General features: G+C 64.4%; 10 protein-coding genes. 9 read left to right on the plus strand and 1 reads right to left on the minus strand.

Annotation, left to right across the window (positions count from 1 at the left end):
* The first annotated feature begins 10 nt into the window (after positions 1 to 10).
* The 9 genes from hutI to AC04SF_RS30620 all read left to right on the plus strand — a co-directional run bounded on the left by hutI (position 11) and on the right by AC04SF_RS30620 (position 18,311).
* Positions 11 to 1,240, plus strand: coding sequence for an imidazolonepropionase (hutI, locus tag AC04SF_RS30580; protein WP_488480818.1), 1,230 nt, complete (start codon positions 11 to 13; stop codon positions 1,238 to 1,240).
* Complete coding sequence (gene hutH / locus AC04SF_RS30585) at positions 1,237 to 2,778, plus strand: histidine ammonia-lyase (protein WP_488480819.1); 1,542 nt, start codon at positions 1,237 to 1,239, stop codon at positions 2,776 to 2,778. The genes hutI and hutH overlap by 4 nt, the downstream gene beginning before the upstream one ends.
* Positions 2,778 to 3,596, plus strand: coding sequence for an N-formylglutamate deformylase (hutG, locus tag AC04SF_RS30590; protein WP_488480820.1), 819 nt, complete (start codon positions 2,778 to 2,780; stop codon positions 3,594 to 3,596). The genes hutH and hutG overlap by 1 nt, the downstream gene beginning before the upstream one ends.
* Positions 3,597 to 3,619: 23 nt before the next feature.
* A complete protein-coding gene (locus tag AC04SF_RS30595; RefSeq protein WP_488480821.1) occupies positions 3,620 to 3,994 on the plus strand; it encodes a hypothetical protein in 375 nt (124 codons plus the stop codon).
* Positions 3,991 to 5,664 carry a urocanate hydratase gene (gene hutU, locus AC04SF_RS30600; protein WP_202350641.1) on the plus strand — a complete coding sequence of 558 codons (1,674 nt, stop codon included), beginning with the start codon at positions 3,991 to 3,993 and terminating at the stop codon, positions 5,662 to 5,664. The genes AC04SF_RS30595 and hutU overlap by 4 nt, the downstream gene beginning before the upstream one ends.
* A gap of 4 nt (positions 5,665 to 5,668) precedes the next feature.
* Positions 5,669 to 6,247 carry a HutD/Ves family protein gene (locus tag AC04SF_RS30605; protein ID WP_488480822.1) on the plus strand — a complete coding sequence of 193 codons (579 nt, stop codon included), beginning with the start codon at positions 5,669 to 5,671 and terminating at the stop codon, positions 6,245 to 6,247.
* A 288-nt stretch (positions 6,248 to 6,535) separates the two neighbouring features.
* Positions 6,536 to 15,139: a glycoside hydrolase family 94 protein gene (locus tag AC04SF_RS30610; RefSeq protein WP_488480823.1), complete on the plus strand. Its 8,604-nt coding sequence runs from the start codon at positions 6,536 to 6,538 to the stop codon at positions 15,137 to 15,139.
* A gap of 372 nt (positions 15,140 to 15,511) precedes the next feature.
* Positions 15,512 to 17,284 carry a glucan ABC transporter ATP-binding protein/ permease gene (locus tag AC04SF_RS30615; protein WP_096456869.1) on the plus strand — a complete coding sequence of 591 codons (1,773 nt, stop codon included), beginning with the start codon at positions 15,512 to 15,514 and terminating at the stop codon, positions 17,282 to 17,284.
* Between the two features lie 268 nt (positions 17,285 to 17,552).
* Positions 17,553 to 18,311: a heme ABC transporter permease gene (locus tag AC04SF_RS30620; protein ID WP_488480824.1), complete on the plus strand. Its 759-nt coding sequence runs from the start codon at positions 17,553 to 17,555 to the stop codon at positions 18,309 to 18,311.
* A 33-nt stretch (positions 18,312 to 18,344) separates the two neighbouring features.
* On the opposite strand, the gene AC04SF_RS30625 is transcribed toward AC04SF_RS30620, so the two are convergent.
* Positions 18,345 to 19,403, minus strand: coding sequence for a D-TA family PLP-dependent enzyme (locus AC04SF_RS30625; protein ID WP_488480825.1), 1,059 nt, complete (start codon positions 19,401 to 19,403; stop codon positions 18,345 to 18,347).
* Between the last annotated feature and the right edge of the window lie 90 nt (positions 19,404 to 19,493).

Raw genomic sequence — 19,493 nt, forward strand, 5'->3', positions numbered from 1 at the left:
GGAAAAGATGATGGGTGGAGCAAACAAGAAGAGCGGCCTTCGTGTCTGGCGCAATGCGCGCCTGGCGACCATGGCCGACGGCGTGGCTGGCCTCGGCATTGTCGAGAAAGGCGCGATCGCCGCGCGCGACGGTGTCATTGTATATGCTGGCGCGGAGGCTTTGATGCCGGCTTCGGCAGGGCAGGGCGCCGAGACCATTGATTGCGAGGGCCGCTGGATCACGCCGGGCCTGATCGACTGCCACACCCATCTGGTCTATGCCGGCAACCGCGCCAACGAGTTCGAGATGCGGCTGGCCGGCGCCACCTATGAAGAAGTCGCCCGCGCCGGCGGCGGTATTGTTTCCTCCGTCAAGTCACTGCGCGCTGCCAGCGAGGATGAACTCGTTGCCCAGACGCTGCCGCGCCTCGATGCGCTGATGGCCGAGGGTGTCACCTCAGTCGAGGTCAAGTCGGGCTATGGGCTCGATCTCGACAATGAGAAGAAGTCGCTGCGCGCCGCCCGCCGGCTGGGCGGTGAACGGGCGGTGACGGTCCGCACGACCTGTCTGGCTGCCCACGCCTTGCCGCCCGAGGCCAAGGGGGACAAGGACGCTTTTATCGATCTGGTCGCCAGGCAGATTGTTCCGGCGGTTGCCGCCGAAGGACTGGCCGATGCCGTCGACGGTTTCTGCGAAGGCATAGCGTTCTCGCCCGAACAGGTGACGCGCGTTTTCGATGCCGCCAAGGCCTTAGGCCTGCCGGTGAAGCTTCACGCCGACCAGCTGTCGAACCTGCATGGCGCCGCGCTTGCCGCCAGCTATGGTGCGTTGTCCGCCGACCATCTCGAATATACGGATGAGGCGGGCGCTGCCGCGATGGCCAAGGCTGGCACGGTGGCGACCATCCTGCCCGGCGCCTATTACTTCATCCGCGAGACCAAGAAGCCGCCTGTCGACCTGTTCCGCCGCCATGGCGTGAAGATGGCGGTGGCGACGGACAGCAATCCCGGCACCTCGCCGCTAACCTCGCTGCTGCTCACCATGAATATGGCCGCGACGCTCTTTGGCTTGACCGTCGATGAATGCCTCGCCGGCGTCACCCGCGAGGCTGCGCGTGCGCTTGGCCTTCTCGACAAGGCCGGCACACTGGAAGCCGGCAAATCCGCCGATCTGGCGATATGGGACATCGAGCGTCCCGCCGAACTCGTCTACCGCATGGGCTTCAACCCGCTCCATGCCCGCATCTGGAGAGGACAATGACCGAACTGACCTTGAAGCCCGGCAGTGCGACGCTGGCCGACTGGCGCGCCATCTATCGTGGCGCCGTGCCGAAGCTGGATGATGCCTGCCGTCCAAAGATCAAGGCGAGCGCCGAGGCCGTTGCCAGGATCGTTGCCAAGGGTGAGCCGGTCTACGGCATCAACACCGGTTTCGGCAAACTGGCCAGCGTCCGCATCCCGGCAAGCGATCTCGAGACCTTGCAGCGCAACATCGTCCTGTCGCATGCCGCCGGCGTCGGCGAGCCGATGCCCGTCGCTGTCGCCCGGCTGATGATGGCGCTGAAGCTGGCCAGCCTGGCGCAGGGGGCGTCCGGTGTGCGCCCCGAGACCATCGAGTTGCTGGAAGCAATGCTCGCCAACGACGTCATCCCGGTGGTGCCGGCGCAAGGCTCGGTCGGCGCTTCCGGCGATCTCGCGCCGCTGTCGCATATGACGGCTGTGATGATCGGCGTCGGCGAATGCTTTACCCCGCATGGCCGCTTCCCGGCCAAGGTCGCCTTTGTCTCGCATGGCCTGGAGCCGGTGACGCTTGGCGCCAAGGAAGGTCTGGCCCTGCTCAACGGCACGCAGTTTTCCACCGCCTATGCGCTGGCTGCTTTGTTCGAGGCCGAAGTGCTCTACCAGTCGGCGCTGGTCGCCGGCGCCCTATCGACCGACGCGGCAAAGGGTTCCGACGCCCCCTTCGATCCGCGTATTCATCTCTTGAGAAAGCACCGTGGCCAGATCGAGACGGCGGATGCGCTGCGCAATCTGATGGCCGGCAGCGCTATCAGGGAATCGCACCGTGTCGGCGACGAGCGCGTACAGGATCCCTATTGCCTGCGTTGCCAGCCACAGGTCATGGGTGCGGCACTCACCGTGCTGCGCCAAGCGGCCGACACGCTGGGCACCGAGGCCAATGGCGTCACCGACAATCCGCTGATCTTCGCCGAGGATGATACCGCGCTCTCCGGCGGCAATTTCCACGCCGAGCCGGTGGCCTTCGCCGCCGACATGATCGCGCTTGCCGTCTGCGAGATCGGTTCGCTGTCGGAACGCCGCATCGCCATGCTGGTCGATCCGGCGCTGTCCGGCATGCCCGCCTTCCTGACGCCCAAGCCCGGCCTCAACTCCGGTTTCATGATCCCGCAGGTGACGGCGGCGGCACTCGTTTCGGAAAACAAGCAGAAAGCCTATCCGGCCAGCGTCGATTCCATCCCGACCTCGGCCAATCAGGAAGACCACGTTTCGATGGCCGCGCACGGCGCGCGCCGGCTGATCGGCATGGTCGAGAATGCGACGGCTGTGATCGGCATCGAATTGCTGGCCGCCGCGCAAGGCTGCGATTTCCATGCGCCATTGGCGTCGAGCGACGCCTTGGAGGCAGTGCGCAAGCTGGTGCGGGCCGAAGTGCCGCATCTCGACAATGACCGGCACTTCCACCCCGACATGGAAAAGGCAATCGCCATGGTGCGCAGTGGTGCGACCGTCAGGGCTGCCGGCGCGGTGGCGCTGCCGTCGATTTCGGGAGCGGCGTGATGGCCGCCACACCCTGGCTCACCGTTAGCCAACGCACAGCACCCCTGCTGGTGTCGATCCCGCACACCGGCATCGACCTTGCCGGCCTCGAAAACCGGCTGGTTTCGCCCTGGCTCGGCCGCCGCGATTGCGACTGGTGGATCGACAATCTCTACGATTTTGCCGCCGGCCTTGGTGCGACTGTCGTGCACACGTCGATCTCGCGCACCGTCATCGACGTCAACCGCGATCCCTCCGGCGCATCGCTCTATCCCGGCCAGGCGACGACCGGCCTGTGTCCGACCGAGACTTTCGATGGCGATCCGCTCTACCGCGAGGGCGAAGAACCCGGGCCGTCGGAAGTTGACGAGCGCCGCGAGAAATTCTTCGTGCCGTACCATACCGCCTTGCAGGCCGAGATCGACCGGCTGCGAGGCCTGCACGACAAGATCGTCCTTTATGACTGCCACTCGATCCGCTCGGTGCTGCCGCGACTGTTCGAAGGCACGCTGCCGGTGTTCAACCTCGGCACCAATGACGGCAAGAGCGCTGATCCGAATCTGCAGGCAATGGTCAGCCAGATCATGGCCGAAACCGGCGAAACCTCTGTCGTCAACGGTCGCTTCAAGGGCGGCTGGATCACGCGCCATTTTGGCCAACCGCAGCAAGGTATCCACGCCTTGCAGATGGAGCTCGCTAACCGCGGATACATGCCCGAGCCCGAGGAAAAGGGTGAGCCGGACAATTGGCCGGTACCCTATGACGCCGATTTCGCAGCGCCGATCCGCGCGACGCTGGAGACCATTCTGAAAACCGCGATTGCCTGGGCGCACGGCTGATCGGCAATTTTCGGAGGAACGCAATGGCCGTATATGTCAGGACATTCCTTCTCGCCGCTGGGCTGCTTTCAGCTGCGATTGTTTCCGCAGCCGCCGCCGAAGTGGCGATGAAGGGTCCGGAAATTCTTGCCGATCTGAAAGGGGCACATGTCCAGGGTGACGGCTGGTCGCAAGACTTCGATGACGGTGGCGCCACCAGCTATGCCAGAGGCGACAGTCACCAGATAGGCCGCTGGGACGTGCGGGGCGATCAGTACTGCTCGCTGTGGCCGCCTTCCGATGCCTGGGCTTGCTACGATATGACCATCGATTCCTCCAATCCTGACCACGAACAAGTCACCTGGATCAGCGCCGAAGGCTCTCGCAGCACCGCGCATCTCATTCGAAAGGGACAATGATGAACAATCCTCGCCACAACATCCGTGAAGTCCGTGCGCCCCGCGGCGACAAGCTCAACGCCCGCTATTGGACGACCGAAGCACCGCTGCGCATGCTGATGAACAATCTCGACCCCGAGGTTGCCGAAAACCCCAACGAATTGGTCGTCTACGGCGGCATTGGCCGCGCCGCGCGCACCTGGAACGATTTCGACAGCATCGTCGCCTCGCTGAAGACGCTTGGCGAGGACGAGACGCTTTTGGTGCAGTCAGGCAAGCCGGTCGGCGTGTTCCGGACGCACGCCGATGCGCCGCGTGTGCTGATCGCCAACTCCAATCTGGTGCCGCACTGGGCAACCTGGGATAAATTCAACGAGCTCGATAGAAAGGGTCTGATGATGTACGGCCAGATGACGGCCGGCTCGTGGATCTATATAGGCACGCAAGGCATCGTGCAGGGCACCTACGAGACCTTCGTCGAGGCCGGCCGCCAGCACTATGGCGGCAATCTCAAGGGCAAGTGGATCCTGACCGGCGGCCTCGGCGGCATGGGCGGCGCGCAGCCGCTCGCAGCCGTCATGGCCGGCGCCTGCTGCCTCGCCATCGAATGCAATCCGGACTCGATCGACTTCCGCCTGCGCACCCGCTATGTCGACGAGAAGGCCGAGACGCTCGATGAGGCGATGGAAATGATCGAGCGCTGGACCAAGGCCGGCGAGGCGAAGTCGGTCGGTCTGCTCGGTAACGCGGCAGAGATCGTGCCGGAAATGTTCAGGCGCGGCATCCGCCCCGATATGGTCACCGACCAGACCTCGGCCCACGACCCCATCAACGGCTATCTGCCCAAGGGCTGGACCATGGCCGAGTGGCGCGAGAAGCGCGTCAGCGACCCGAAGGCGGTCGAGAAGGCGGCCCGGGCTTCCATGCGCGAACATGTCGAGGCGATGGTGGCGTTCTGGAACGCCGGCGTGCCGACGCTCGACTATGGCAACAACATCCGCCAGGTGGCCAAGGACGAAGGCTTCGAGAACGCTTTCGCTTTCCCGGGCTTCGTGCCGGCCTATATCCGTCCCCTGTTCTGCCGCGGCATCGGCCCGTTTCGTTGGGCCGCGCTCTCCGGCGATCCCGAGGACATCTACAAGACCGATGCCAAGGTGCGCGAACTCACCCCCGGCAACACCCATCTGCACAATTGGCTGGACATGGCGCGCGAGCGCATTGCCTTCCAGGGCCTGCCGGCGCGCATCTGCTGGGTCGGTCTCGGCGACCGCCACCGGCTTGGTCTCGCCTTCAATGAGATGGTGGCCAAGGGCGAACTCAAGGCGCCCGTCGTCATCGGCCGCGATCACCTCGATTCCGGCTCGGTCGCCTCGCCGAACCGCGAGACCGAAGCAATGAAGGACGGCTCGGACGCCGTCTCCGACTGGCCGCTTCTCAATGCTTTGCTCAACACCGCGTCGGGCGCCACCTGGGTGTCGCTGCATCATGGCGGCGGCGTCGGCATGGGCTTTTCCCAGCATGCAGGCATGGTCATCGTCGCCGACGGTACGCAGGACGCCGCAAGGCGCCTGGAGCGGGTGCTGTGGAACGACCCGGCGACTGGCGTCATGCGCCATGCCGATGCCGGCTACGACATCGCCATCGAGTGCGCCAAGGAGCACCAGCTCAATTTGCCCGGCATTCTCGGCTGACGTCATGCGCATCCTTCGTGCCGCCGACTACCGCGTCATGCCGTGGAAGAACGGCGGCGGCACGACGACCGAGATCGCCGTCTCGCCCGACGGCGCCGGCCTTGACGCGTTCGACTGGCGCGTGTCGATGGCTCGCGTCCAAGGCAGCGGGCCCTTTTCCAGCTTTGCCGGCATCGACCGCACGCTGTCGGTGCTGGAAGGCGAGGGGATCGTACTTGATGTCGCCGGCCAACCTGCGGCCCGGCTGACGCCGGTTTCCCAGCCTTTTACCTTTCCAGCCGACCTGCCGACCAGTGCCGCGCTGATCGCCGGCCCGATCGCCGACCTCAACGTCATGACGCGCCGTGGCCGCATGCTGCATTCGGTCGAGCGCATGGCGATTTCGCGGCCCGTGGACATCGCGACCCCAGCCGGTTCGACCCTCATCCTTTGTCACAAGGGCGAGGCTGTTTTTCCCGAGGCTCAGTCAATTCGCCTCGGGCCGCTCGACACGTTGCTGCTCGGGCCGGATGCTTCCGTCCTGCGGGTTGAGCCGGCTCGGGATGCGACGCTGTTCGTGGTCCGCATAACCACCGCGGGCTGATGCTTTCGCGCCAACGGTTACCGCCTGTTTCCAAACATGATCGCAACGCCGGCGAAATATAGCGTAAGCTCCTGCCGGCATCACGAAAAAGCCCGAATCCTCTCCGTCGATCGATCCCGACGGGAGCGAGGGGCGCTCGTCTTTGAGTTTGGTCGAAAGATGACGCCCTGTCGTGGTGCGGAAACAAACTTTCGGCATAGGGGTTGATGCAACCAATTGCATTTGAACCGGTTTTAGGGCCATTGCCGTGGCGGTGACGCCGCTGAGTGCCCGCTTACGGAATTTTCAATGAATATTCAGACGAATCCTGCCCAGATCGAGAAGACAAGCGCGAGCTTTCCGGCCATCACGGAAGAGCCGATACGGTCGACATTCCTGCCGGAGGAGCGCCTGAGGCTGCTCGGCGAAAGCCTGGCAAAAGGCGATCTCGCCGACCTGTTCGGCCTGATCCCGTTCGATTTCCAGGCCCGTATCCGCGACAGCGCCAAGAAGATCCTCGAAGTCTACCGATCGACCAATGCGGCGCAGGCCAAGGGCGAGACGATCACCCCGGCCGCGCAATGGCTGCTCGACAACAACTATTTGGTCGAGGAGACCATTTTCCAGGTCAAGCGCGACCTGCCGCGCCGCTTCTATCGCCAGTTGCCGACGCTGAAACTGCCCAATGGCGGCACCGTTCCGCGCGCTCTTGCGCTGGCCTGGACCTATGTGGCGCATTCGGACAGTTCCGTCTCGGCGACCATGTTCAAGGCGATCGTCCAGGGGTTCCAGTCGGTCGAGCCGCTGAAGATCGGTGAACTCTGGGCGCTGCCATCGCTTCTGCGTTTCGTGCTGATCGAAAATCTCCGCCGGCTGGCCGTCAGGGTCAATCGCACCCGCCAGATGCGCCAGATATCCAACGATGTGGCTGACAAGGTTCTAGCAACCGACGACAGCGCCGACCGGCAGGCGATCCTGGCCAATTTCAGTGCGCATGCGCAGGACACCACCTTTGCCACGCAGCTTCTCTATCGCTTGCGCGATGGATCGCAGAATGCCGGCAAGGCTCTGGAGTGGTTGGAAGGCGAGCTCGAAAAGACCGGCTCCGATGCCGAGGAGATCATCATCTCCGAGCATCACACGCTGTCCAGCGGCAACGTGACGACCGGCAACATCATCCGCGGCCTGCGCCTGATCAACGACGTCGACTGGACCGTGTGGTTCGAAGGCGTCAGCCGCATCGACACCGTGCTGCGCGAGCGCACCGATTTCGCCGCGCTCGACTTCTTCTCGCGCGATCAATACCGCACAGCGATCGAGGAACTGGCGCGCCGCTCGAACCTGTCGGAATACCGCGTCGCCGAGAAGGCGATCGAACTGGCCGGCCAAGCCGTTAGTGAACACGCCGCGAGCGAACACGCATCGGCTGGCGATGGCGACGATTCCTCTCCGGCTCCGTCCGCGCATACCGATGTCGGCTTCTTCCTTGTCGGCCCGCGCCGGCTGGAACTGGAAAAGGCGATCGACTATCGGCCGACGATCAGCCAGACGGTCAAGCGGACCTTCGCCAAGACCGGATGGCTGGGCATCGTCCTGCCGGTTTTCGCCCTGACGGCACTGCTTCTTGTCCTCACCGGCAATGCCTTGGCCCATCTCGGCCTGTCGGTGACCTCGATCGTCGTGATGCTGGCGCTGTTTGCCGTGCCGGCGAGCGAGGGCGCGCTGGCCTTCTTCAACACCGTGGTCTCGCTGTTCCTCAAGCCGACACGCCTGATCGGCTACGACTACAGGCACGGCGTGCCGCCCGAGGCGCGCACGCTGGTGGTGGTGCCGTCGCTGATTGGGTCGCGCGACGATGTCGAGGAAAACATCCGCAACCTCGAAGTGCACTACCTTGCCAATCTGGTGGACGAGATCCATTTCGCGCTGCTGTCGGACTGGCCCGACAGCAAGATCGAGATCGATGCGGCCGACACCGAGATCCTTGAATACGCCCGTGCCGAGATCGCCCGTCTCAACGCCCGCCATCCCTCCGAAGGTGCGCCGCGCTTCTACATCCTGCACCGCCGCCGGCTCTTCAATGCCGCCCAAGGGGCTTGGATGGGCTGGGAGCGCAAGCGCGGCAAGCTGCATGAGCTTGACCTTTTGCTGCGTGGCGACAGCGACACCACTTTCCTGCCGCTGGAGGTGCCGCTGCCGGAAAAAGTCGTCCATGTGATGACGCTCGACGCCGACACGCGTACCACCCGCGATGCGGTGGCGAGCCTCGTCGGCAAGCTCTGCCACCCGCTCAACCGCCCGCATTTCGACGCCACCAAACGTGTTGTTACCGCCGGCTACACGATCCTGCAGCCGCGCATCACCGCGTCGCTGACATCAGGCGACGAGGCTTCGTTCTTCCAGCGTGTGTTCTCGGCCAATCGCGGTCTCGACCCCTACGTCTTTGCCGTCTCCGACCTCTATCAGGACGTCTTCAGCGACGGGTCCTTCACCGGCAAGGGCCTCTATCACGTCGATGCCTTCGAAGCCGCCCTGCAAGGCCGCATCGAGGAAAACACCGTCCTCAGCCACGATCTGCTCGAAGGTGCGCTGGCGCGCGCAGCACTTGTCACCGACGTCGAACTGGTCGAGGACTACCCGACGCGCTACTCGGTCGACGCCTCGCGCCACCATCGCTGGGCACGCGGCGATTGGCAGCTGCTGGGCTTCATCCTCGATCCGCGCTCCGGCGTTCCGGCCCTGTCGCGCTGGAAGATGGTCGACAATCTGCGCCGCTCGCTGACGCCGATCTTCTGGGTGATGGCGGCGATCGCCGGCTGGACCTTGCTGCCCTTCACGCAGGCCGCGCAATGGCAGGCCCTGCTGATCCTCAGCCTGTTCATGGCGCCGACCTTCGACGTGGTCAACGCCATCCTGCCCAAGAGCGGCGACCAGACGCCGCGCGGCCATTTCTCCGCACTGGCGCGCGACGTTGCCTTCGGCACCGCCATGGTGGCGCTGAAGATCGTGCTGATGGCGCACAATGCCTGGATGATGGGCGACGCCATCGTGCGCACGCTCTACCGGTTGTTCGTCAGCCGCCAGAACCTCCTGGAATGGCGCACCGCATCGCAGGCGCACAAGGCCGGCGACAATGATGTCGGTTCGTACTACGGCATGATGTACGGCGCCGTGATCATCGGCTTCGTCGGCCTCGCCATTCCGGTGCTGGCCGATTCCACCGGCGCCTTCGTCGCCTTCTTCTTCGCCCTGTTCTGGATCGGCTCGCCGGCGATTGCCAGCTGGATCAGCCGCTCGGCCGAAACCGAGGACCGGCTGCGCATATCGCAGGCCGACATCCATGCACTGCGCACCGTGGCGCGGCGCACCTGGCACTATTTCGAGAGCTTCGTCACGGCAGAGCATCACAACCTGCCGCCGGACAATTTCCAGGAAAGCCCGGCACCGGTCGTGGCGCCGCGCACCTCGCCCACCAATGTCGGTGTCTATCTTCTGTCGGTGGTTTCGGCGCGCGATTTCGGCTGGATCAGCCTGTCTGACGCCATCACCCGCATCGACGCCACCATGACGACCATCGAGAGCATGCCGCGCCATCGTGGCCATCTCTTCAACTGGTACGACACCACGACGCTGAAGCCGCTCTACCCGCTCTATATTTCGGCCGTCGACAGCGGCAATCTCGCCGGCCACCTGGTAGCGGTGGCGGCTGCCTGCGCCGAATGGGCGGAAGCGCCTTCCGTGCACCTCCAGGGCGATTTCGAAGGCATCCTCGACACGGTCACCATTCTGAGCGAAAGCCTCGATCAGCTGCCCGACGACCGTCGTCAGCTCAGGCCTCTGCGCCAGCGTCTCGTCGATCGCCTGGACGGCATGCGGCGCGCCGTCGAAACGATCAAGGCGCAGCCGGAAATGGCCTCGATCCGCACCATCAACCTCGCCGTGCTGGCGGGCGAAATTCGCAAGCTCGCGACCGCCATCCACACCGAGGCGGCATCGGCCCAGAGCGATGTCATCGTCGACTGGGCAGCGAGGCTCGAGGCTACCTGCGAGGCGCATGTTCACGACGCCCACAGCGACGACAATGCCGTCGAGGCGTTGCGCGCCAAGCTCCTGACCTTGCGCGAGCGCACGCGCCGTTTCGCCTTCGAGATGGAATTCGCCTTCCTGCTGCGGCCGGAACGCAAGCTGTTGTCGATCGGCTACCGCGTCGAGGAGCACCAACTCGACGAAAGCTGCTACGACCTTCTTGCTTCCGAGGCGCGGCTGACCAGCCTGTTCGCTATCGCCAAGGGCGACCTGCCTACCGAGCACTGGTTCCGGCTTGGCCGCCCGATCGTCGAGATCGGTTTCCAGGGCGCGCTGATGTCCTGGTCGGGCTCGATGTTCGAGTATTTGATGCCGCCGCTGGTGATGAAGGAGCCGCAAGGCTCCATCCTCAACCAGACCAGCAAGCTGATCATCAAGCGCCAGATGCAGTACGGCCGTCAGAAAAACGTGCCGTGGGGCATTTCGGAAGCGGCGTATAACGCCCGCGACCGGGAACTGACCTATCAGTACACCAATTTCGGCGTGCCTGGGCTTGGGCTGAAGCGCGGTCTTGGCCAGAACACGGTGATCGCGCCTTACGCGACCATCCTCGCAGCGCAGTTCAACCCGCGTGAAGCCGTGCATAATCTTGAGCGTCTGCGCGAGATCGGTGCGCTAGGCCCGCATGGCTATTACGATGCGGTCGATTTCACGCCGCAGCGCGTGCCTGAAGGTACCAACCACGCGGTCGTGCTGAATTACTATGCGCACCATTCGGGCATGTCGATCGCGGCGGTCGCCGACGCGATCTTCGAGGGTCGCCTGCGCGACCGTTTCCACAGCGATCCGGTCATTGAATCGGCCGAACTCTTGCTGCAGGAACGGGCGCCGCGCGACATTCCGACCGCGACCGTCAGAACCGAAGCGGACGAGCGCGCGAAAGACGAGACCGAGACCGAGAGCCCCGACACCCGCATCGTGCTCGATCCCCTGCGGGCGCTGCGTTCGACCAATGTGATGTCGAACGGCCGCTATTCGGTGATGGTCACCGCGACCGGCTCCGGCTACAGCCGCTGGGGCGATCTGTCGGTGACCCGCTGGCAGCCGGATCCAGTAGAGGACCGTCTGGGCTCCTACATCTTCCTGCGTGACGTCAGCACCGGAGACTGGTGGTCGGCAACGGCGGAGCCCAAGCGCGCCGCCGAAGAGAAGGTGCAGACCCTGTTCTCCGACGACAAGGCGAGCTTCGTCAAATCGGTCGGCACGTTGCGCTCCGAGGTCGAATGTATCGTCGTTTCCGAAGGCAATGGCGAAGGCCGTCGCATCACGCTCTACAATGAGAGCACATCCGATCGTCACATCGAAGTGACGTCCTTCGCCGAACTGGTGCTGGGCTCGGAGGCTTCCGACAACGCGCATCCGGCCTTCTCGAAGATGTTCGTGGAGACCGAAATCGCCGCCAACAACGGCGCGATCTTCGCCACGCGCCGCAAGCGTGAAACCAGCGAGCCCGATATCACCCTGGCGCATTTCGTCACCGATCCGTCCGGACCGGCGCGCGATGCCGAGGCTGAGACCGACAGGCGCGCCTTCATCGGCCGTGGCCGCTCGATCGCCGATGCCGCCGCCTTCGATCCGGGCGCCAGGCTCGGCGGCCATTCCGGCTTCACGCTCGATCCCATCGCCTCGCTGCGCCGTCAGGTGCGCGTGCCCGCCAACAAGAAGATATCGCTGACCTTCTGGACCGTGGTCGGAACCAACCGCCCGGAGCTGGAAGAGGCTATAAACCGCCTCGACCATCAGGAGAGCTTTGCCCGCCAGGCCATGCTTGCCTGGACGCGCAGCCAGGTGCAGACCCGCCATATGGGGCTCAGCCTGACCGATGCCGCCAATGTGCAGAAACTGGCGCGCTATCTGATCTATCCCGATGCGTTCCTGCGCCTGCCGGCAGAATCCATCGCTTCGGGCCTCGGTAAGCAGTCGAGCCTGTGGCCGACCAGCATTTCGGGCGATTTCCCGATCTTCCTGGTCAGGATCGGCGACGTCGCCGATCTGGAGATCGTTGCCCAGGCGCTACGCTTCCAGGAGTATATGCGCACCCGCGGCATGATGATCGACTTCGTCGTCGTCAACGAGCAGGCATCGTCCTACGTCCAGGACCTGCAGCGTGCGGTCGAGACGCTGTGCGAAAACAGCCGTTTGCGCGGCAAGGAGCTTGGCCCCCGGCAGCACATCTTCGCGGTGCGCCGCGACCTGATGGAAGAGACCACCTACAAGACGCTGCTCGCCGTCGCCCGGGTGGTGCTGCATACGCGCAACGGCACCATCTTCGATCAGATCGAGCGGGCCGAGGCGGCCGCCTTGCAGGCGCGCGACGCTCTGCTGCCCACCGGATTGCCGACGCTGCGCGAAATTCCAGCGCCGGCGTACACGGCGCATGCATTCGCCTCGCAGGCCGTGGCGGATGTCAGTGCCGATGGCACCGGCCTCAGCCAATGGAACGGCTTTGGCGGTTTCGACGGCGACGGACGGCACTATGTGGTCCGTCTGGCCGGCCGGCGCACCACACCCCAGCCCTGGATCAACGTCGTCTCCAACGCCTCGTTCGGCTTCCATACGTCCGCCGAGGGCGCGGCCTTCACCTGGAGCCGCAACAGCCGCGACTATCAGTTGACGCCGTGGTCGAACGATCCGGTCTCCAACCGGCCGGGCGAAGGCGTCTATATCTACGATCAGGCCAGCGGCAGGGCGTTCTCGCCGATCGCCGCGGTGGTGCGCGATCCCTCGATGACCTACGAGGCTTGGCATGGCCAGGGCTTCTCCACCTTCCGCTCGAAGCGTGGGCCGCTGTCGATGGACCTGACCCATGTGGTCGACCCCGTCGATCCGGTGAAGATCACGCGGCTGCGCATCCAGAATTCCGGCTCGGTGCCGGCGCGGCTGCGCGTCTATGCCTATGCCGAATGGGTGCTTGGCGGGCATCGGTCGCGCACGGCCGCTACCATCGTGCCGTCGCGCGACAGGGCGACCGGCGCGTTGCTGGCGCAAAACCCCTATGGGCTCGATTTCAGCGAGCGCGTGGCGTTCCTCGCCGCCGATGCCGCTGTTCATTCGGTGACAACGGATCGCTCCGAATTCCTCGGCTGGCATGGCTCCAGCGAACTGCCGCAGGCGGTGCTGACCGGCGCGGCACTGTCGGGCCGTGTCGAGGCGGGCGACGATCCTTGCGCGGCGATCGCCCGCGACGTCGAGATCCCGGCAGGCGGCGACGTCACGCTGCTCTGGTTGCTCGGCGATGCCGACACCTCCGCGCAGGCGAGCGCGCTGGTGCAGACGCATCGGGGCAAGGATTTCGACCAGCGCCTGGCCGACAACGAGCGCGCGTGGCGCGCGTTCCTCGATACCATCCAGGTCGACACGCCGGACAAGGCGCTCGACGCCATGGTCAATCACTGGCTACCCTATCAGAGCCTTGCCTGCCGCATCCGCGCCCGCTCGGCCTTCTATCAGGCAAGCGGCGCCTTCGGCTTCCGCGACCAGTTGCAGGACACGCTGGCGCTGCTGGCGCATGATCCGACGCTGGCGCGCGACCAAATCCTCAACGCCGCGCGGCGGCAGTTCCCGGAAGGCGACGTGCAGCACTGGTGGCTGCCGCGCACCGGAGCGGGCGTGCGCACCATGATCTCCGACGACGTGGTCTGGCTGGCCCACGCCACGGCGCGCTATCTCAGTGTCACCGGCGACGCCGCCATCCTGAAGGAGCAGCTGCCCTTCATCGATGGGCAGGCGCTGGGCGAGGGCGAGCACGATGCCTTCTTCACTCCGGAAATCTCGAAGAAGACGGTGTCGCTCTACGACCACTGCGCGCGTGCGCTCGACCTCGCCATCAAGCGCAGCAGCCCGGCCGGCCTGCCGCTCATTCTTGGCGGCGACTGGAACGACGGCATGAACCGCGTCGGCGAGCACGGCAAGGGCGAGAGCGTGTGGCTGGGCTGGTTCCTGCTGAAGACGCTTGGCGACTTCGCCGCCGTCGCCAAGAGCGAAGGCGACGGCAAGCGCGCGCAGGCCTGGGCAAAGCATGCCGAGGCGCTGAAGCGGGCGCTGGAGAGCACGGCATGGGACGGCGAATGGTACCGCCGCGGCAGTTTTGACGACGGCACGGCTTTGGGGTCGCGTACATCCGAAGAGTGCAGGATCGACTCCATAGCCCAGTCCTGGAGCGTGCTTTCGGGCGAGGGCGACCCGGCGCGGTCGACGACGGCGATGCAGCAGGCGACCAGCCTGCTAGTCGACGACAAGCTCAAGATCGTCAAGCTGTTCACGCCACCCTTCTCGAAGACGCAGAAAGACCCCGGCTATATCAAGAGCTATCCGCCGGGCGTGCGCGAGAATGGCGGCCAGTATACCCACGCGGCGACGTGGTTCGTCATCGCGCTGGCCGAGATGGGGCAGACCGACGAAGCCTATCGCTGCTTCTCGATGCTGAACCCGGTCAACCATGCGTACGACGAGGCTTCGGCCGAGCAATACCGCGTCGAACCCTATGTGGTCGCCGCCGATATCTATGCCGGAGACGACAAGGGCGGGCGCGGCGGCTGGACCTGGTACACCGGCTCGGCGGGCTGGCTCTATCGTGCGGCGGTGGAGGGTATTCTCGGCATCGAACGGCGCGGCAAGCAGATCACGTTCCGGCCGAAACTGCCCAGCCATTGGGACGGCTACCACGCCACTCTCAAAATGCTGGGTGCAGAGATCAAGGTTCAGGTCATTCGCGACAAAAAGACCAAGACGATCTCGCTAGAAGTCGATGGTTCGAAAACAAGATCCGCTTCATTCGAACCAAAAGCCGGCACTCAGACCGAGATCGTGGTCAAGATACCGGGGTAAAATCAACAGCTTGGGTTGCTTGTTCGCGCGTCCTTCGGGACGCGCGACTCTGCGTCTTGTTACTTGCGCGCGATACGTCACTGCGCCGGCAAGATGCCTCCCGATTAAGCCTTGCAATACGGTCGTGATTAAAAATGTGGCAGTGCTCGGCCACTGCCATGATTTTGCCGCAAGGCTGGCATTTCACCTTTTATCTCAAACCGTTAGGTGATCACGTCAGATTTCGCATCGTCGTCATGTTTTGTTCGCTAAATGGGAACGGAAGCGATAGACGGGCATTGTTTTGCGACGCATCAACCGTTACGTGTCAAGGAATGGTGCAGTGCACAATATTGGTATTGGGCACAATAGAGAGTTGGCGGAGTAGCTGAAGTGTCACTTCTGCAGATCTATTGGAGAGCGCTGGGGTATCTGGCCGCCGACAAGAAGCGCGTCGCGCTGATTTGCGGCGCCAATGTCGCGCTGGCCATGGTTGCCATCCTCGAGCCGATCATGTTCGGCCGGGTTATCGACGCCATCTCCGATCACGGTTCGGTGTTTTCGACGCTCGCCGTCTGGGCCGGCCTCGGCGCGTTCAATGTCTTGGCCGTCGTTCTGGTGTCGCGCGGCGCCGACCGTTTCGCGCATGCCCGCCGCAGCGAAGTGCTCTGCGAGTCCTTCGAGCGCGTGATCACCATGCCGCTCGCCTGGCACCACCAGCGCGGCACCTCCAACGCCCTGCACACGCTGTTGCGCGCGGTCGAGACACTGTTCAGCCTGTGGCTCGAATTCATGCGCCAGCATCTGTCGACAGCCGTGGCGCTGGTTCTGCTGGTGCCGACGGCTCTCGCCATGGACGTGCGCATGTCGATGGTGCTGCTCGTGCTCGGCGTGCTCTATGTCTGCATCGGCCGGCTGGTGATGAAGCGGACCAAGGCCGGCCAGGCGGCCGTTGAGCGCCACTATCACAAGGTGTTCGCGCATGTGACTGACTCCGTCAGCAACGTCGCCGTTCTCCAGAGCTACAACCGACTTGGCCATGAGGCCGAGACGCTGCGCCGCTACGTCAAGAATCTGCTCGATGCGCAAAACCCGGTGCTCGACTGGTGGGCCATCGCCAATGCGCTCAATCGTCTGTCGTCGACCATCTCGATGATGGTGGTGCTTCTGATCGGCGCTTATCTGGTCACCCATGGCCAGTTGCGGATCGGCGATGTCATCGCCTTCACCGGCTTTGCCACGCTGCTTATCTCGCGGCTGGACCAGATGTCGGCTTTCGCCAACCAGATTTCGGAAGCCCGCGCCAAGCTCGAGGAGTTCTACAAGCTCGAGGACTCAGCCGCCGATACCGCCGAGCCGGATGGCCTGCGCGATCTCACCAACGTCACCGGCCATGTCCGTTTCGAGGATGTCGGCTTCGAATTCGCCAATTCGGGGCAGGGCGTCAGCGACGTCTCCTTCGAGGTCAAGGCCGGCCAGACCGTCGCCATCGTCGGACCGACGGGTGCCGGCAAGACGACGCTGATCAACCTGCTGCAGCGCGTCTTCTCGCCGTCCAGCGGCCGTATCCTGATCGACGGCATCGACACCCGCACCGTGAGCCGCAAGTCGCTGCGCCATTCGATCGCCACCGTGTTCCAGGACGCCGGGCTTCTCAACCGCTCGATCGAGGACAACATCCGTGTCGGCCGCGCCGAAGCCAGCAATGACGAGATCCATGCCGCGGCCATCGCAGCGGCAGCGCAGGATTTCATCCTGGCCAAGAGCAATGGCTACGACACGGTGGTCGGCGAGCGCGGCGGCCAGCTGTCGGGCGGCGAGCGCCAGCGCATCGCCATCGCCCGCGCCGTGCTCAAGGACGCCCCGATCCTGGTGCTCGACGAGGCGACCAGCGCGCTCGACGTCGAGACCGAGGATCGCGTCAAGGAAGCGATCGACGAGCTGCGGCGCGACCGCACCACCTTCATCATCGCCCATCGCCTGACCACCGTTCGCGACGCCGATCTGGTCGTGTTCATGGACAAGGGCAGGGTGGTCGAAATGGGTGGCTTCGCCGAACTGTCGCTGCGCAACGGCCGCTTCGCCAGCCTGCTGCGCGCCGGCGGCCTGCTCAACGACGAGGAAGTCCGCCGCCTCAGCCGCTCCGTGCAGGGCGAGGCCGCCTGATCTGATGACGGTTCTTCCTTCCCCCTTTTTTGGGGGAAGGTGGCCTCACGAAGCGAGGTCGGATGAGGGGTGTTCCAGCTTGGCATCCGCATCCAAATTGGCCGGAAGACTATGCTCTTCAACGCCTCACTCCGCTGGATCACCCCTCATCCGTCTCGCCGCTACGCGGCGATCCACCTTCTCCCACAAGGGGAGAAGGAAGACCTTACGCACCTGCGACACCGCCGCTCGATTGCCCCGATCGCGCCGGCGGTCTATGTAAAGTCGCATGAGCGACACGACTTCACGCCTGAGCGGCTGGATGGACCTTGCCAACCCGACGCGCTTCGTCGCGCTGGCCGACAAGGTCGTGCCGTGGCTGGCGGCCATCGCCGCTCTTGTCCTCGCCATCGGCCTCTATATGAGCTTCGCCGCGCCCGAGGATTTCCAGCAAGGCATCACCGTCCGCATCATGTACATCCACGTGCCTTTCGCCTGGCTCGCCATGATGTGCTACACGCTGATGGCGGTGTCGGCCCTTGGCACGCTGGTCTGGCGGCATCCGCTGGCTGATGTTGCGCTCAAATCGGCGGCTCCCATCGGCGCCGTCTTCACAGCACTTGCGCTGATCACCGGTTCGATCTGGGGCAAGCCGATGTGGGGCACCTGGTGGGTGTGGGACGCACGCCTGACCTCTGTCTTCGTGCTGTTTTTGATGTATCTCGGCATCATCGCGCTGACCCGCGCCCTCGACGATGCCAGCCGCGCCGCCTGGGCCGCCGCCATCATCACGCTGGTCGGCTTCATCAACATCCCGATCATCAAATTCTCGGTCGACTGGTGGAACACGCTGCACCAGCCGGCCTCGGTGTTCCGCCTCGGCGGCCCGACCATCGATCCCAGCCTGCTCTGGCCGCTGCTGGTCATGGCTGTCGGCTTCACGATGCTGTTCTTCGCCCTGCACCTGATGGCCATGCGCACCGAAATCCGCCGCCGCCGGGTGATCGCCATGCGGCGGGTAGCGGCCCGGCAGGCGGAGCGGGCTTAACCTTCTCCCCACAGGGAGAGAAGGGTGGGCCACTCATCCCATTTTCCCCCGCGCTGCCACTGGCAGTGTCTCCAGCACGTTGTCGCCGTCGATCAGGTTGACCTCATTGAACAAATTGGTGACGACGCAACAATGGTCAGGCACCACGCGCACGCGCTCGCCGATGCGCAGCTTCGCGTCACCAGAAAGCGTGACGGTGCCATGTTCTTCGCTGAGCCCGGTGACCCTGGCATCGGGAGCGCCGAGCAGCTCGCCAAAATCCTTTAGCCCGAGCGTATCGCTGGACAGCGCCTTGCTGCCGGCATCGAGGATGGCGCGGCTTGGCGTCGGGTGGCTGACAACCGTCGACAGCACCGTCAGCGCGCACTCGTCCAAGGTGCCGACGCCTTTGGCGACCTGATAGCGGTCGAGATAGATGTAGGTGCCGGGGCGGTATTCGGTGACGACGGAGGCATCGCCGGAGCGCCACATATCAGGCGTGCCGCCGCTGGAGATGCGCTCGCAGGCGAGACCAGAAGCGGCCAGCGCCTGCTTGGCGCCGGCAAGCCAGGCTTCGGCCTCCGCCGCGCGGCCGGCCGCCGGATAGGTCATCAGCCCGCCGAAACTGAGGCCACCGGCCCTGTCGATCAGCCTTGCCAGCGCAACCGCTTGATCAGCCGTCTGCACGCCGCATCGGCCCATGCCGGTGTCGCATTCGACCAGCACCGGCAGGGGATGGCCGGCATCGGTGAAAGTCGCGGCGAGTCCTTCCAGCGTCTCCGTGCTGTCCGCCGTCACCGATAGGGTTACGCGGCCGTGCAGCGTCTTCAGCCGCTCCAGTTTGGCGCGGCCCAGAATGTTGTACGGCAGAAAAATGTCGGACAGCCCGGCGTCGGCCATCACTTCGGCCTCGCCGATCTTCTGGCATGTGATGCCGACGGCACCCGCCGCGACCTGCTTCCTCGCCCAATAAGGCAGCTTGTGCGTCTTGATATGCGGCCTGAGTTTTAGCCCATTCCTGTCGGCATGGGCCTGCGCGCGGGCAATGTTGGCTTCGGCGCGCGCGGCATCGATCAGGATCGACGGCGTATCGAGGTCGTGGATCGTCGGCATCTTCTATTCCTGTGAGAATTCGCAGGGTTTATGAGCTTGAAACCCGGCGATGTCACGCAGCCAGCGGATCGGATCGGTGGGCCATCCGCG

The sequence above is a fragment of the Mesorhizobium sp. CNPSo 4671 genome, assembly GCF_057784245.1.

Excerpts from the sequence above, each read along its gene's own strand:
- AC04SF_RS30610 (WP_488480823.1), top strand. The coding sequence starts at position 6,536 with ATGAATATTCAGACGAATCCTGCCCAGATCGAGAAGACAAGCGCGAGC.
- hutG (WP_488480820.1), top strand. The coding sequence starts at position 2,778 with ATGGCCGCCACACCCTGGCTCACCGTTAGCCAACGCACAGCACCCCTG.
- AC04SF_RS30605 (WP_488480822.1), top strand. The coding sequence starts at position 5,669 with ATGCGCATCCTTCGTGCCGCCGACTACCGCGTCATGCCGTGGAAGAAC.
- AC04SF_RS30625 (WP_488480825.1), bottom strand. The coding sequence starts at position 19,403 with ATGCCGACGATCCACGACCTCGATACGCCGTCGATCCTGATCGATGCC.
- hutU (WP_202350641.1), top strand. The coding sequence starts at position 3,991 with ATGATGAACAATCCTCGCCACAACATCCGTGAAGTCCGTGCGCCCCGC.
- hutI (WP_488480818.1), top strand. The coding sequence starts at position 11 with ATGGGTGGAGCAAACAAGAAGAGCGGCCTTCGTGTCTGGCGCAATGCG.
- AC04SF_RS30595 (WP_488480821.1), top strand. The coding sequence starts at position 3,620 with ATGGCCGTATATGTCAGGACATTCCTTCTCGCCGCTGGGCTGCTTTCA.
- AC04SF_RS30620 (WP_488480824.1), top strand. The coding sequence starts at position 17,553 with ATGAGCGACACGACTTCACGCCTGAGCGGCTGGATGGACCTTGCCAAC.
- hutH (WP_488480819.1), top strand. The coding sequence starts at position 1,237 with ATGACCGAACTGACCTTGAAGCCCGGCAGTGCGACGCTGGCCGACTGG.